The 15,302-nt window shown below is 41.6% G+C and carries 17 protein-coding genes; 13 read left to right on the top strand and 4 right to left on the bottom strand.

Annotated elements, in window-relative coordinates; translation table 11 throughout:
• Positions 1-11: 11 nt before the first annotated feature.
• The 4 genes from CYK47_RS00085 to CYK47_RS00070 all read left to right on the top strand — a co-directional run bounded on the left by CYK47_RS00085 (position 12) and on the right by CYK47_RS00070 (position 3,473).
• On the top strand, positions 12-1,433 hold the full coding sequence (locus tag CYK47_RS00085; RefSeq protein WP_122897698.1) for a cytochrome ubiquinol oxidase subunit I: 1,422 nt from the start codon (positions 12-14) through the stop codon (positions 1,431-1,433).
• A complete protein-coding gene (cydB, locus tag CYK47_RS00080; protein WP_122897696.1) occupies positions 1,430-2,437 on the top strand; it encodes a cytochrome d ubiquinol oxidase subunit II in 1,008 nt (335 codons plus the stop codon). The genes CYK47_RS00085 and cydB overlap by 4 nt, the downstream gene beginning before the upstream one ends.
• A gap of 9 nt (positions 2,438-2,446) precedes the next feature.
• Positions 2,447-2,554 (top strand): DUF2474 domain-containing protein, encoded by a 108-nt coding sequence (locus CYK47_RS00075; RefSeq protein WP_122897694.1) that lies wholly within the window; start codon positions 2,447-2,449, stop codon positions 2,552-2,554.
• A 118-nt stretch (positions 2,555-2,672) separates the two neighbouring features.
• Positions 2,673-3,473, top strand: a complete 801-nt coding sequence (locus CYK47_RS00070; RefSeq protein WP_122897692.1) for a TenA family protein — start codon at positions 2,673-2,675, stop codon at positions 3,471-3,473.
• Positions 3,474-3,508: 35 nt separating this feature from the next.
• On the opposite strand, the gene CYK47_RS00065 is transcribed toward CYK47_RS00070, so the two are convergent.
• Positions 3,509-4,411: a LysR family transcriptional regulator gene (locus CYK47_RS00065; RefSeq protein ID WP_122897690.1), complete on the bottom strand. Its 903-nt coding sequence runs from the start codon at positions 4,409-4,411 to the stop codon at positions 3,509-3,511.
• A gap of 82 nt (positions 4,412-4,493) precedes the next feature.
• On the opposite strand from CYK47_RS00065, the gene CYK47_RS00060 reads away from it, so the two are divergent.
• From CYK47_RS00060 to CYK47_RS00025, 8 genes are all read left to right on the top strand, one after another.
• On the top strand, positions 4,494-5,726 hold the full coding sequence (locus CYK47_RS00060; protein ID WP_122897689.1) for an acyl-CoA dehydrogenase family protein: 1,233 nt from the start codon (positions 4,494-4,496) through the stop codon (positions 5,724-5,726).
• A 44-nt stretch (positions 5,727-5,770) separates the two neighbouring features.
• The gene (locus CYK47_RS00055) at positions 5,771-6,892 is read left to right on the top strand and encodes a phosphotransferase family protein (protein WP_122897687.1); all 1,122 of its coding nucleotides are present in this window, start codon (positions 5,771-5,773) and stop codon (positions 6,890-6,892) included.
• On the top strand, positions 6,889-7,587 hold the full coding sequence (locus CYK47_RS00050; RefSeq protein WP_122897685.1) for a histidine phosphatase family protein: 699 nt from the start codon (positions 6,889-6,891) through the stop codon (positions 7,585-7,587). Before CYK47_RS00055 ends, CYK47_RS00050 begins: the two co-directional genes overlap by 4 nt.
• Positions 7,588-7,591: 4 nt before the next feature.
• Positions 7,592-8,338, top strand: a complete 747-nt coding sequence (locus CYK47_RS00045) for an SDR family oxidoreductase (RefSeq protein ID WP_122897683.1) — start codon at positions 7,592-7,594, stop codon at positions 8,336-8,338.
• Positions 8,339-8,635: 297 nt separating this feature from the next.
• Positions 8,636-9,688 (top strand): fatty acid desaturase, encoded by a 1,053-nt coding sequence (locus tag CYK47_RS00040; RefSeq protein ID WP_122897681.1) that lies wholly within the window; start codon positions 8,636-8,638, stop codon positions 9,686-9,688.
• Positions 9,689-9,798: 110 nt separating this feature from the next.
• On the top strand, positions 9,799-10,509 hold the full coding sequence (locus CYK47_RS00035) for an SGNH/GDSL hydrolase family protein (protein WP_122897679.1): 711 nt from the start codon (positions 9,799-9,801) through the stop codon (positions 10,507-10,509).
• A 53-nt stretch (positions 10,510-10,562) separates the two neighbouring features.
• Positions 10,563-11,012: a hypothetical protein gene (locus CYK47_RS00030; protein WP_122897678.1), complete on the top strand. Its 450-nt coding sequence runs from the start codon at positions 10,563-10,565 to the stop codon at positions 11,010-11,012.
• A gap of 1 nt (position 11,013) precedes the next feature.
• Positions 11,014-11,598, top strand: a complete 585-nt coding sequence (locus CYK47_RS00025; RefSeq protein WP_122897676.1) for a uracil-DNA glycosylase family protein — start codon at positions 11,014-11,016, stop codon at positions 11,596-11,598.
• Positions 11,599-11,615: 17 nt separating this feature from the next.
• On the opposite strand, the gene CYK47_RS00020 is transcribed toward CYK47_RS00025, so the two are convergent.
• Positions 11,616-12,053 (bottom strand): hypothetical protein, encoded by a 438-nt coding sequence (locus CYK47_RS00020; RefSeq protein ID WP_122897674.1) that lies wholly within the window; start codon positions 12,051-12,053, stop codon positions 11,616-11,618.
• 134 nt (positions 12,054-12,187) lie between these two features.
• Positions 12,188-13,741, bottom strand: coding sequence for a phospholipase D family protein (locus CYK47_RS00015; RefSeq protein ID WP_502697040.1), 1,554 nt, complete (start codon positions 13,739-13,741; stop codon positions 12,188-12,190).
• A 125-nt stretch (positions 13,742-13,866) separates the two neighbouring features.
• Here CYK47_RS00015 and CYK47_RS00010 point away from each other — a divergent pair, with 125 nt between their 5' ends.
• The gene (locus tag CYK47_RS00010) at positions 13,867-14,976 is read left to right on the top strand and encodes an S-(hydroxymethyl)glutathione dehydrogenase/class III alcohol dehydrogenase (protein ID WP_122897670.1); all 1,110 of its coding nucleotides are present in this window, start codon (positions 13,867-13,869) and stop codon (positions 14,974-14,976) included.
• A 132-nt stretch (positions 14,977-15,108) separates the two neighbouring features.
• On the opposite strand, the gene CYK47_RS00005 is transcribed toward CYK47_RS00010, so the two are convergent.
• The coding region (locus CYK47_RS00005; protein ID WP_164709117.1) for a transposase domain-containing protein at positions 15,109-15,302 on the bottom strand (194 nt) is incomplete at its 5' end.

Genomic DNA, 15,302 nt, shown 5'->3' with positions numbered 1-15,302 from the left:
GAGGTGGTCGTATGAATTTAGGTCTCACCGCATTAGAGTTGGCGCGGATTCAGTTTGCATTTACTGTGTCCTTTCATATTATTTTTCCAGCAATTTCGATTGGTTTAGCCAGCTTTTTAGCTGTGCTGGAATATCGTTGGTTAAAAACCCGCGATCCTGTCTATCAAGATTTATTTAAATTTTGGGTTAAAATTTTTGCAGTTGCCTTTGGGATGGGCGTGGTGTCTGGGGTGGTGATGAGCTACCAGTTTGGTACGAACTGGAGTGAATTTTCCCGCGTTGCAGGCAGTGTGACAGGTCCCTTACTGACCTATGAAGTGTTAAGTGCATTCTTTTTAGAAGCAGGCTTCTTAGGTATTATGCTATTTGGTTGGGGGCGTGTTGGACCAAGAGCACATTTCTTTGCCACTTTAATGGTCGCGATAGGGACCTGTATTTCAATGTTTTGGATTCTATCTTCAAACAGCTGGATGCAAACGCCGCAGGGTTTTAGCATTCAAAATGGTTTGATTGTGCCAGAAGATTGGTTTGCTATTGTGTTTAACCCATCATTCCCATATCGCTTTTTGCATATGGCCGCGGCTGCATTTTTAGTTTCTGCCTTATTGGTCGCTGCCACTGCCGCATGGCATTTACTCAAAGGTCGCCGTGACCGCTTAGTCAAAACCTCTTTTTCCATGGCGCTATGGATGATTTTAGGTTTGGCGCCTTTACAAGCCGTGATTGGTGACTTTCATGGTTTAAATACCCTTGAACATCAGCCTGCCAAACTTGCTGCAATTGAAGGTCATTGGGAAACCAACCATGATCATGGTATGCCACTGTATTTATTTGGTATTCCAGATATGGAAGCGGAAGAGACTAAATACGCGATTGGTATTCCCAACTTAGGTAGCTTGATCATGACGCATACCTTAGATGGTAAAGTCACAGGCTTAAAAGAATTTGCACCAGAAGATCGTCCAAATTCATTGGTGGTATTTTGGAGCTTCCGCATCATGGTTGGTTTAGGTGTCTTGATGATTATCTTGGCATTTTGGGGGCTATGGTCACGTCGCAAACAATGTTTATACGAAAATAAAAACTTACAACGCTTTGCTTTAATCATGGGTCCATCTGGTTTTATTGCTGTACTGGCAGGTTGGTTTACCACAGAAGTCGGTCGTCAACCTTGGGTGGTCTATGGTGTGATGCGTACCAAAGATGCTTTATCTGCAGTATCGGCTGAACAAGTGGGCTTTACCTTAATTGTGTTTGTGGTGGTGTACTGCGTGGTGTTTGGCATCGGGATTTACTACATGCTACGCCTCATGCATAAAGGCCCTGAATTTATTCACTCGCAACCTGCCAATGAAGAAGATGTGATTTTAGCTTCAAAACGTCCATTGAGTAGTGTGAAAGAAGGCCTTGATCAACAGGAGGATCAGTCATGATTGATTTATCATTAATTTGGGTGGTCATTATTGCACTGGGCGTCTTTATTTATGTGGTGCTTGATGGGTTTGATTTAGGCATTGGCATTTTATTTCCATTTATTCATGACCAACAAGAACGTGATGTCATGATGAATACCGTCGCACCGGTTTGGGATGGTAATGAAACATGGATGGTGTTGGGCGGGGCGGCTTTGTTTGCAGCCTTTCCTGTGGTGTATGCTACTGTTTTATCGGCATTGTATTTACCGATTATTTTTATGGTTATTGCGCTCATTTTCCGTGGTGTAGCGTTTGAGTTTCGTTTTAAAGCCACACGTTCTAAACATTGGTGGGATCGTGCTTTCATTTGGGGCTCAATTGTGGCGAGTTTCTGTCAAGGTGTGATTTTAGGTGCGTATATTCAAGGGATTCCAACCAATACACTGGGTGTCTATACTGGTCAAGGTTGGGATTGGTTAACACCATTTTCGTTGTTTACTGGTGTGGGTGTAGTGGTGCTCTATGCTGCTTTAGGTTGTGGTTGGCTCATTTTTAAAACCGCAGATCAACTACAAAAAGCAATGTATGAGCTTATGCCAAAATTACTCATGGCACTGTTCATTATTTTTGCAGCGGTCAGTATTTATACCCCAATAGCACATCCGAGTATTGCAGCACGTTGGTTTAATCCAGATTTAATCATGTATTTAAGCCCAGTACCGTTGTTGGTGGTGATCTTTACCTTTTTAGCGATTCGTGCTTGCCGGCATGGTGATGAATTAAAACCCTTTATTTATACCTTGGCTTTGGTGTTTTTAGCCTATAGCGGTTTTATTATCAGCTTATGGCCATATATCATTCCACCAAGCCTCACTATTTGGCAGGCAGCAGCGCCACAAAGCAGTCAATTGTTTGCCTTAATTGGTGCGTTAATTTTAATCCCTATTATTTTGATGTACACCATTGTCTCTTATTGGGTATTCCGTGACAAAGTTCGCGTTGGAGATTCAGGTTATCACTAGGAGTTAAAGATGAAACTTTCACAAACACAATGGTTTATTGTTTTGTGGGTGGCAGGCTTTGCAGCCTTGGCTTTGATTGCAGGTTTTTTTCGCTTATTGGTACAATGGGCCTATTAAGTGAAATGTGTTCTAAAATGGCGCGTTTAACGCGCCATTTTTATGACGAACAGTACAGAAAAGCAGCAGTATATTTGCTAGAATAGTCCGCTTTATTGGCGATCAAGTGGATTGTACTGTGTCTTTAGAATTGCAAAACCTCTTCCATGCATATGCGATTTCGGAACAAAAGCTCACGGCGATTTTGACCTATTTAGACTATGCTGATGTGGTTGAGCTAGATCAAGCTTTAGAGCAGGCCCTCCAACAACGTCCACAACATGCCAGCAAGCTGTATCTGTTACAGCAAAGCCAGCAAAACCCCTCTATTTCTTATGCAGTTGCACCCCTATTAAGCAGTGTTTTAGATTATCCAAGCCATTATCTGGCTCAAGCCGAAGATTGGTTGATTGATTTTTATCAACATTATTTCCGTATTGATGCCTTAGCCTCAGCCAAAGCCCAGTCTTTAACTGATATGCAACTGTGCTTAGATTTGGTCGAAAATGATTTAAACAGCATGGAATTTTACCTTGCCAGTCTATTACAAGCCTTACTTGATCCACAGACCAAACGTATGGTGACCTTAGGATCTACTCAACTCATTAGTGAGTTAAAACAACAACTCATGGTCTATTATGGGGTTGAAATCTTAGAAATTTATCAGCCATTTAGTCGGATTGAGCTCACTGAACTGGACATGAAAAAGTTATTTTGGAAACGTAAAGACGGTCATTTAGCGCAAGTCAGTCAGTCGATTGCTTATGATAACTCGCGTATGGTGGCTCAGTTATGTCAGTTATCCCGTACTGATGCAGAACGTTTTATTGAAGACTTAATGTATGGCGAACATGTCTTTGAAAAAGTGTCTGTATTAGGTGAATTTAGTGACACCATTTATAAGCATGAATGTGAAAAAATGCATAAGCTAATTGCTTAAAACAGTATTTAAACAGGCAACTTCGGTTGCCTGTTTTAGTGTGCAAAGATTTGCTGCATCTGCGCCACAATAAACTGTTGACGGGCCTGATTGGTGCTGCTGTGATACAGACCAATACTAATTTTAGCAAGCGTAATGGGTAAGGGGTGTAAATACACATGCGCAGGCAATTCAATGCCAGTTAAGGTATTTTTAGGTAGCGTCAACATGGTGTGTGCTGCGACAGCCACAATTTGCAACGCACTGCGATAATGTTGACAACGCAAAATGACCTGACGATAAATCTGTTGTGCTTGTAACAACACATCTTCTACTAAAATGCCACTGCGCCGTGATGAAACGCCAATATGTGCTGCGTTTAAATAGGTGCTTAATTCTAGATGAGGCTGCTGAGTACATACCACCAGTTCATCCTCAAACAAGGGGCTAAAATTCAGCCCTTGATAAAGATTAGGTCCAAAATCAATAGCAAAATCAATTTGCTGGCGCTCGAGCTCTTTAATCAGCTGTTTACGTTGTAATTTAAAACTTTCGATATGAATATGCGGATGCAGCTGACTAAAGTGTTGATAAATTTTAGCTAATACAAAGGTTTCAATTTCATCGTGAATCGCACAGCGTAAATGGCGCAACTGTGCTGACTGAAAGAGCTGTTGGATATGTAAAGCGTGTAAGGTCTGTACGCTGCTCAAAATATTGGGGTAGAGCAAACTGGCCAAGGGGGTAGGCTGCATTTTTTGCCCCACACGTACAAATAATGGATCTTGCAATTGTTGACGTAGGCGCTGTAGAGCATGGCTGGCAGCAGACTGGCTCATACATAAGTGGTGTGCTGCCTGTGAAATACTTTGATATTGATAAACTGCAATAAATAAAGGATATAAATTTAGGTCAAGCCGTGACAGTTGTTTTAGATCGAGGTTATGAATTTTATGCATAGTTGTGTATAAAATTAAATCATTTTGTGCATAGTAAATTTTGTTTTAGACTGCTGTAAAGTATAAAAATGATACAAAGCCTATGTTTAACTTATCTGATCATGCACAAAAAATTTTACAACAGCTGCAAAACTTTATTGATCAAGAGATTAGCCCTATTGAACATGCATTTTGGCAACAGGTTCATCATGAAAATCGAGGTGGAGATTGGCAGACATGGCGCTGGCCTGCACAGTTGGAAACCTTAAAACAAAAAGCTCAAGCTCAGGGTTTATGGAATCTCTTTTTGCCCGATGCTGAATTAGGCCGCGGTTTGTCGGTACAAGAATATGCACATATGGCAGAAAAAATGGGGCAAAGCTTATTGGCACCCACGGTATTTAACTGTAATGCACCTGATACGGGCAATATGGAAGTGCTATGGCGCTATGGTTCTAAGGTACAAAAACAACAGTGGTTAGAGCCTCTATTGGCAGGTCAAATTCGTTCAGTATTTTGTATGACTGAACCTGAGGTGGCATCCAGCGATGCCACCAATATGCAAGCCACAGCTATTGTTGAAGGCGATGAAATTGTGCTCAATGGGCGCAAATGGTGGTCATCAGGTTTAGGTGATCCAAATGCCAAAATTATTATTTTTATGGCCCATACACCAGATCCAAGCAAAGACCGTCATCATCAACATTCTATGGTATTGGTACCTGTAGATCGACAAGGCATCACGATCGAACGCATGTTACCCGTATTTGGTGATTATGATGCACCACATGGGCATGGTGAGGTCAGTTTTAACAATGTGCGTGTACCGCTCGATCATGTCATTGGTGGTATGGGTGAAGGTTTTGCTATCGCCCAAGGGCGCTTAGGTCCAGGTCGTATTCATCATTGTATGCGTTGTATTGGAGCAGCGGAAAAAGCCTTAAGTCTCATGATTGAACGTGGCATGCAACGTACAGCATTTGGCGAAAAGATTTTACATTTGGGTGGAAATTTAGAGCGTGTGGCTGAAGCAAGGATAGCCATTGATCAAGCACGTTTACTCACCTTATATGCCGCTTATAAAATGGATACGGTGGGCAATCGTCAAGCCATGACCGAAATTTCTGCTATTAAGGTGGTGGCACCGCAGGTGTTACAGCAGGTGGTAGATATGGCGATACAAATATATGGGGGAATGGGCATGTCACAAGATACGCCATTGACCGCATTTTTTGCGCAAGCACGCGCATTACGCTTAGCCGACGGCCCCGATGAAGTGCATAAAGCCATGATTGCCAAACTCGAACTAAAAAAGCATATTGCTCGCTCGCATTAAACCCTATACTCAGGCAAACAAAAGCAATAATAAAGGAGAATGCGATGGGTGTGATGGACGTTGCTGGACAAGTTCGATCGGGTGAGACACTAGATCATCAGGCAGTGAGCCAATGGTTAAGCAGCCAAGGTATTCAACTCGAAGGGGAACCTGAATTGAGCCAATATTCAGGCGGAGCTTCCAATTGGACCTATCGACTTAAATATCTCAATCAAGACTTAATTTTACGCCGACCACCCCAAGGCACCAAAGCCAAATCTGCGCATGACATGGCGCGTGAATATCATGTACAACTGCATTTGGCAGCATTTTATCCGCAAGTGCCCAAAATGGTGGCGCTATGCCAAGATCATACGGTGATCGGCTGCGATTTTTATGTCATGCAGCGTATAGAAGGGATTATTCCACGGAAAAACTTACCCAAAGCATTGGACTTCTCTGAACAGCAAGTACATGAATTGTGTGTAAATATGCTTGATCAATTGATTGCTTTGCATCAAGTCCCTTATCAAGAAACGCCGCTTGCCCAATTAGGTCAGGGGGAGGGCTACTGTAAACGCCAAGTGTTGGGTTGGGATACACGCTTTGAAAAAGCCAAAACGCTGAATGTGCCGTCATTTAAATGGGTCAGACGTTGGCTGAAACAGCATATTCCGCAGCAGTCGGCTATTTGTTTAATTCATAATGATTGGCGTTTTGATAATTTAATTTTAGACCCTAAGCAACCGACAAAAATTATTGGAGTGTTGGATTGGGAAATGGCCACTTTAGGTGATCCATTTATGGATTTGGGCGCAGCCTTAGCCTATTGGATTGAAGCCAAAGACAATCCCATCCTCAAAGCCAGCAGACGTCAGCCCACACACTTAAAAGGCATGTTCAGTCGTCAACAAGTATTGGATTACTATTGTCAAAAAACAGGCTTAGTGCCAGAAAATTGGACTTTTTATGAGGTGTTTGGCATCTTTCGTTTAGCAGTGATTGCTCAACAAATTTATTATCGCTATTACCATAAGCAAACGCGTAACCCCGCATTTAAAGATTTTTGGTTGATTATTCATGCCTTGCATGTACGGGCTTTAAGAAAAATTGCCGATTATGAATTGACCCAACATCCAAAAACCACACATTATTATCAAAAAATCAAAGGATATGCTGGCTTATGACCACCATTTATTTAGTCCGCCATGGTCAAGCATCATTTGGGGCTGCAAGTTATGATCAATTGTCAGACTTAGGGATGCAACAAGCGCGCGTTTTGGGGGCATATTTGCCGCACATTTTGCAAGAAACACCGTATGTGGTGGCTGGAAATATGCAGCGTCATCAGCAAACCGCGCAACTGGCACTGGCTGAATCATTTAGCCATGCACCTATTCATACACTCGCGGCATGGAATGAGTTTAATCATCAACAAGTATTTAGCCATTATGATGCGCGCTTTGCACAGCCTGAGTTTCTAAAAGCACAGGTGGCCAAAGCTGCCAGCCCGCGTGCCTATTTAGCCCAAATTTTTAACCAAGCCATTGCCCGTTGGACCAATGGTGATTTTCATCATGAATATGATGAAAGTTGGCCTGCCTTTAAACAGCGAGTAGAACAGGCATTCGCTGATTTATGTCAGCATTTAGCACAAACACAGCCACGTTACGCCGTGGTGTTTAGCTCAGGCGGTGTGATTGCCGTGTTGGCAGGAAAAATTTTAGGCTTATCACCTGAAAAAACCTTTGCCTTAAATTGGGCCATTAGCAACTGTAGTTTTACCACCCTTAGATTGGTGGGCGATGAGCCACAACTGTTAAGCCTAAACGAGCACCATTATTTAAAAGCACATAACAATAACTTACTCACTTGGATTTAGCAGCATGAACAATAAAATCATATTAATTACGGGTGCCAGTTCTGGCATTGGTGCAGGCATGGCGCGTGAATTTGCCCAAAAAGGTTATCATTTGGCGCTATGTGCACGTCGTTTAGAGCGCTTAGAAGCTTTAAAACATGAACTAGAACAACAATATGGCATTCACGTCAGCGTTAAAGTACTGGATGTAACCGATTATCAAGAGGTGTTTCAAGTCTTTAGAGAATTTCAGCAACAGCTTGGGCAAATTGATCGTATCATTGTCAATGCAGGCATTGGTGCGGGGCGGAGGATTGGTCAAGGTCATTTTGAGATTAATCGTGCCACGGTAGAAACCAACTTTATTTCCGCTTTAGCACAATGTGAGGCTGCGGTAGAAATTTTCCGTGCTCAAAATGCTGGCCATTTGGTGGTTATTTCTTCTATGAGTGCGGTACGGGGTATGCCAAAACATTTAACCGCTTATGCCGCCAGTAAAGCTGGCATTGCCCATTTGGCTGAAGGTATTCGCGCTGAACTGATCAACACCCCTATTCGAGTCAGCACTATTTTCCCAGGCTATATTCGTACCGAAATTAATGCAGGGGCTAAAAAACTTCCTTTTGAAATAGATGAACAGACAGGTTCACGTTTACTGGCCAATGAAATTGAAAAAGCCCCAATCAAAGCCTATGTGCCCAAATGGCCGTGGCAACCGCTGGGTTTAGCCATGAAAATCTTGCCCTTAAAATGGGTTAATCAATTCAGTTAAGTCATGATTTTATCTGATAGATCGGCAAGCGGTGCTTTTAAAAGTGCCTATATCAGGGTGGGTGAACAACATGCAGAGATAAGTTTTAAATGTTGTTCACATGAAAATGCACATGAATAGAATGATTCTTATTTTTATTGAATTTGCTAAAAATTATACAATTTGCCAATTCTAACAATAAAAAAGTGTAAAATTGATTAAATTTTAAGCAAACTCACTATAAAAACCCGATTAGCCGATTCTTTTTTTGCAAATTTCCTTTAATGTACAACTGTTCATAAATTAAAGGTTTTGCATATGTCAATTTCCTCAGAAATGACAGATCAGCAGCGGATTCAAAAGGTCCGAACTGTGGTCACTCAGGCAGGAGAGGAGCTACGTCAACGTCATCCCATCTTAAAACATCAAAACTTTATTGGTGCGAGTATTTTGGTCTTTGCGTTAACGGGTATGCTCGGCTGTGCTGCATTATATGCGCTGGGTGTGTTACCTGCTTGGCTGTGTATTCCCTTGATTGCGATTTTTGCTTCCTTCACCCATGAATTAGAGCATGATCTCATTCATTTTATGTATTTTAAAAAGAAACCGTGGGCACATCATTTAATGATGAGCTTGGTGTGGTTAGCGCGCCCAAATACCATTAGTCCATGGACACGTCGTCGTATGCATTTGCATCATCACAAGTTTTCAGGTACCGAACACGACCTTGAAGAACGTGGTATTGGTAACGGCATGCCGTGGGGTATCCGTCGTATTTTGATCACCAGTGACCAGTTGATGACAGTATATTTGCGCCCATTGCAAATGTTTAAAATGCTTAAGCTTTTTGTGTCAAAACAACCTGAAAATGAACGTCGTAAAACTGTGATTTCACAGTTAATTGGCTTTATTCCATTGGGTTTAATGTACTATGGTTTATGGTATTGCTTTGTGATTTTCCATGTGGTGGATCATATGGCAATTTGGTGGGGCTCTGCCATTGAATGGTCAAGCAATACTTTAGCTGCCATGAAAGTGATTAACTTTTTAGCTGTGGTGTGGGTGATTCCAAACTTTATCCGCTCGTTTAGCTTACAATTTATTAGCTCAAATATGCATTACTATGGGGATATTGACCCGCGTGATGTGATTAAACAAACCCAAGTATTAACGCCGTGGTGGTTATTACCGTTCCAAATTTTCTGCTGTAACTTTGGTTCGACCCATGCCATTCACCATTTTGTAGTCAAAGAACCTTTTTATATTCGTCAAATGACCTCAAAAAAGGCGCATCAGGTGATGCGTGAAGTCGGGGTACGTTTTAACGACTATGGCACATTTAAACGGGTCAATCGTTGGAATAAAGCTTAACAAGCGCAGTATTCAAGTCGGACATCAGTCCGACTTTTTTATGTGACAATGATTGCTTTAAGGCGGGATTTTTTTTAATCTGAATAAAAATAGCAACCCTTTAAAATAACATGAATTTAAAACTGGCCAGCATCGCTTTATTGCCTTTGTTAGTCTTGCAAGGACAGCGCGTCAAACGCAATACCCTCCGTTTAGCTGAACCTGAAGGTGCGCGGCAAGGATGTATTGGGCAAGGTCGCCCTTTGTCGATCTTAATTGTGGGTGATTCTGCCGTAGCAGGGGTTGGCGTAGAGCAACAAGATCAAGCCTTGTTGGGGCAATTATTAGCTTGCTTACAAGATCATTATCAAGTGACTTATCAACTGCATGCCAAAACAGGGCGTACCACAGCACAGTTAATTCGAGCTGTACAAGCTTTATCCATTCAAAAAGTAGATGTGGTGATCACTTCAGTTGGGGTAAATGATGTCACGCGTTTAATGCCAGTAAGTTTGTGGATGCAACAGCAAAAACGTTTATATGCTGTTATTCAAAATAAGTTTAACCCTCAGTTGATTTTAGCTGCCAGTGTGCCACCTATGCATTTGTTTCCTGCACTACCGCAACCTATGGCATGGCTATTGGGTGAATATGCCAAACAGATGAATCAACAATTACAGGCCTATGTGCATAGTCAAAGTCAAATGTTGTATTTGGATGATGATCTTGAACAATATCAGGCCATGAATCTTACGATGGCGAAAGATGGTTTTCATCCTAGCCAAGAAATTTATGCATTCTGGGCAAGGGCGATGGCAGAAAAAATCCAAACGCAATTTTAAACATAGCATTCGCAAAAAAAATAATAAGCCATCATAAGAATAATGAGGACACTATGCATAAAGTGATTTATGCGACATTGGTCATGTTGCTTGCTGCCAATACACTGGCAGCAGAAACTGACAGGCATTTGGCGCAAGACTTAGTGCTGCTGTTTGGGAAAAATTATAGTTCAGCAGGACAGAGTTTAGCATTTTTACAAAAATATGCCTTTGATTATAAAAATGAGCAGATGAATTGGGGGCAAAATGGCAATGCGATCCGTTATCTAGACAGTGCAACGCCCATTTATGTATTTAATCAGGGGCAGAGTATAGTGGGGATTGCTGGGCAACTGCCTACACAATGGTTGCAACAACTGCAACAATTACCCACAGTGCGCTGCCAAAGCCAGCCTTTTCAACAGTTAAGCTATATTTGTCGGCATCAATCTGCCACAAATGGTACTTTAGAGCATTTCCAATATCGAATACGTGGGCTAACTGCGCCACCTAAAGTGAGTTAATATGCAGGTCGAAACCCATCCATTGCCGCCTTTTTTACCCAAACATGCCACGGTGTTGTTATTAGGTTCTTTTCCACCGCAGCCACATCGCTGGAAAATGCAGTTTTATTATCCAAATTATCAAAATGATATGTGGCGAATTTTTGGTTTAATCTTTTTTAATCAAGCCGAGCACTTTTTAAATCTAGAACACAAAACCTTTAAAGAAGCAGAAATTCGTGCCTTCTTACAGCACATGGGTATCGCGATTTATGATACTGCCTATCAAGTTGTGAGGCTGAATGACAATGCTGCGGATAAATTTTTACAGATTCATACGCCTACAGATATACATGCTTTATTACAACAGATTCCATACTGCCAGCATATTATTACCACAGGCGATAAAGCCACAGATACTTTGCTAGCAGCGATGCCACAGGGCACTGCCAAACCTAAAATTGGTCAAGCCAGTCAAGTACAATGGCATGACCGATCACTCAATCTCTATCGTTTGCCGTCTTCCTCAAGAGCTTATCCCTTAGCTCTAAGCAAGAAAGCTACAGCTTATGCAGCTGTATTTCAAGATATCGGTTTAATAAAATAGCCTAAGTAAAAAACCGATCAAACATCGTATTCAACATAATCCCATAAGTTTAAGCGTGCTTTAATATCACGGCGTAAATTGGGCAACATCGGCAATAGGGTACCATCAAGCCATAAACTTAAAGCTTCGGCAGAAATGACTTGTTGTGCGTCATCTACCACTTGCGCACCAGTGACCAGCAAACGGCTGGCACCAAAATCTTTTCTTTCAATGCCTTTAAATAATACTTGTAATTGATGTCCTGTATCTTGAATCACCCAATCTAATTCAATTTGAATCGACTGATCGGATTGCAACACCACTTGCCCCAATAAATTTGGGCTTTCATCAATACAATCATGTTCTACACGGACTTTAGCCAAATACCAATCTTGCCCCCCTAATTCAGCCAAGGTCATATTAGGGGTAAGTAGATCATTAAAGTTAAATTGACGGTTTAAATCAAAAAATTGCATGGGAGAGAATGGGATAATTTTAAAGCCGCATCTTAAAACAAATGAGAAGAGTAGTAAATTTTTTAAGCAATTTAAGTCGAAATAACAATAAGTTAATATATTTTTTCGATAACAAGTATGTAATGACAAAGACATTACATCATCCATTCAATCGGTAGATATGAGACCAGATGCATACTCAAACGCTGAAAGCGAGTGGTTTCTGGATCATGTTGATGTTGAATGATTTTCCCATTTGATTTTTGCTCCAACCAAATTAATTGCCCCTGTGGATTGAGCTTTAGTTGATAAGCAATCTGCGGTAAATACCGATCTAAACTTTGGCTGATATTGTGTTGTAAGCTGTCTGACTCCACCACCAGTCCCACTTCACTATTGAGATTGGCCGAACGCGGGTCAAAATTAAATGAGCCAATAAAGACCATGCCATCTATGTCAAAAAATTTAGCATGTAAACTAGAGGTATTTTTGCCTTTGGCTGGAATAATACTGCCTGTGATTTTTTCATACCAAGTCCGTTCTGGGCGTTCTAAATAAGGCTTAAACTCATATAACTCGACACCGTTTTTTAGTAAATCCGTACGATACTTTTGATAAAATGCATGTACCAAAGCCACATCATTGGCCACCAAGGAATTGGTTAAAATCCTTACTTTAATATTTTGTTTAGGTAACTGACTTAAATAGTCGCTACCGATTTGGGTAGGCACAAAATAAGCCGAAACTAATTCTAAATGGTGTTGAGGCTGACCCATCAATTGCAGCATTTGCTGGTAAATCAGCTGTTCTTTGTTAGCTTGACCGCGTATTTTATTAGGGTGGTCACCCACAAAATGTGCTTTGGCCCATTGGATAGGACGGTCTTGGAGTTTCATGCCAATTTCGTCATTGGCGGCTTGTATACGGGCTTGGGCCTGTTGTGTCTCTGGTCGAGCCTCTTGATACTTGCGGCGTAAATCATCTAGTGCATGTGCAGAAGCTGCACCTAATAATTGTTGGCTTGAATAACTGAACTGATCATTCCAAAAATCTAAAAACAGTTGATTCGCATCTTGAACCGCGTTGCCATAAAATAAAATGTCTAGATCACTAAATTGAAAATGCTCACTGGCATCAAAATATTCACGGCTAATATTGCGTCCACCTGTGACTGCAATTGCACCATCTGCAATAATAAGTTTGTTATGCATACGATGGTTGATATGTTTGAGACGAAAAGCATAATCTAAAACACGAAAATGCCGAAATTGATAAGGATTGAAAATTTTTATTTCAAAATTATCATGTTGAGTTAAGGCTTTTAGCTGCTCATCCAATTGCGTACCATTTTGGTCGTCAATTAACAGCCGAACTTTAACCCCACGATCGGCGGCTTTTAGCAATTCTGCCAGCATCATGCGCCCGATTTCATCATCATTCCAAATATAATATTGTAGATCTAAATGCTGTTTAGCTTGGCGAATGAGATGTAAACGTGAAGCAATACTTAAAAATGCATCATCTAAAGGTAAATAAGCAGTTAAGCCTTGTGCCAAACGTGCCTCTGTATGCTGATCTTGCAGCCAATGGCTAAGCTGAGGGCTAATTGGCTGTGCAGGTTGAGCTGAGTTAGCCGCTAAATTACAGCCTGTACACAAGCTAAGTGTTAATAATAGAGCACCTGTTTTATGTATTTTCATATTTTTCATTAGGATAAGGTGACTTTATGAGTGATCAATATAATGATTTGATGTTAACGCTTGAAACGCTGAATAAAAAGCGGTTACTGTTAGTAAACTGTTAAAGCATATCAATATTTAAGGGAAGACATATCATGAAATCACATGCTGCTGTTGCCTTTGGTCCGGGTCAACCGCTACAGATTGTAGAAATTGATGTTGCACCACCTAAAGCAGGTGAAGTTTTAGTTAAAATTACCCACACAGGCGTATGTCATACCGACGCTTTTACTTTATCGGGTGATGATCCTGAAGGGATTTTTCCAGTTGTACTGGGTCATGAAGGTGCAGGGATTGTCGTAGCAGTGGGTGAAGGGGTGACGTCGGTACAACCGGGCGATCATGTGATTCCACTCTATACCGCAGAATGTGGTGAATGCTTATTCTGTCAATCTGGCAAAACCAACTTATGTACCTCTGTACGTGCCACGCAAGGTAAAGGGGTTATGCCAGATGGGACAACCCGTTTTTCTTATAATGGTGAGCCAATTTATCACTATATGGGCTGCTCAACCTTCTCTGAATATACTGTGGTGGCTGAAGTCTCTTTGGCAAAAATTAACCCAGAAGCCAATCCTGAACATGTATGTTTACTCGGCTGTGGCGTAACCACAGGTCTAGGCGCTGTTAAAAATACCGCTAAAGTGCAAGAAGGCGATACAGTTGCTGTGTTTGGCTTAGGTGGAATTGGTTTAGCAGTGGTGCAAGGCGCGAAAAAAGCCAAAGCAGGTCGTATTATTGCAGTCGACACTAATCCAGATAAATTTAAATTGGCTGAAGAGTTTGGTGCCACTGATTTTGTTAATCCAAAAGATTATGACAAACCTGTGCAAGACGTGATTGTGGAAATGACGGGTTGGGGCGTGGATCATTCTTTTGAATGTATTGGTAACGTGAATGTGATGCGCTCAGCACTTGAATGCGCGCATCGTGGTTGGGGTCAGTCGGTGATTATTGGTGTTGCGGGTGCGGGCCAAGAAATTTCAACTCGTCCATTCCAATTGGTGACTGGCCGTACTTGGAAAGGCACAGCTTTTGGTGGTGTTAAAGGTCGCTCACAATTACCAGGTATGGTGGAAGAAGCGATGTCAGGTGAAATTCAACTAGAACCTTTTGTCACGCACACCATGGGTCTAGACAAAATCAATGAAGCGTTTGATTTAATGCATGAAGGTAAGTCGATTCGTTCGGTGGTGCATTTTTAAAGTCAAGCTTGCATAAAAAAACGGGCATAATGCCCGTTTTTTTATGCGCTGATGCTGGATGAGGTTGTGAGCACTTGACTTAAACTCTGTGCCACATAACTGTAAGCATCCGCTGAACCCCATACCTATTTTTTAATTTTGGTCGGGTTGCCACCGGTGTGGCAGTAATTCTTCAATTTGGGTCACTTTGTGTGTCGGTAGCCTTTTCAGCACATCACTTAAATAGGCATACGGATCCAAGCCATTGAGCTTTGCTGACTGGATTAAAGTCATGATATTGGCAGCTCGTTGGCCACTGCGCAGCGAGCCAGCAAACAGCCAGTTCT

The sequence above is a fragment of the Acinetobacter sp. B51(2017) genome (assembly GCF_003711395.1).
GTDB lineage: Bacteria > Pseudomonadota > Gammaproteobacteria > Pseudomonadales > Moraxellaceae > Acinetobacter.
The sequence above is the reverse complement of the archived record's forward strand: the minus strand, read 5'-3'. Positions and strand labels throughout refer to the sequence as shown.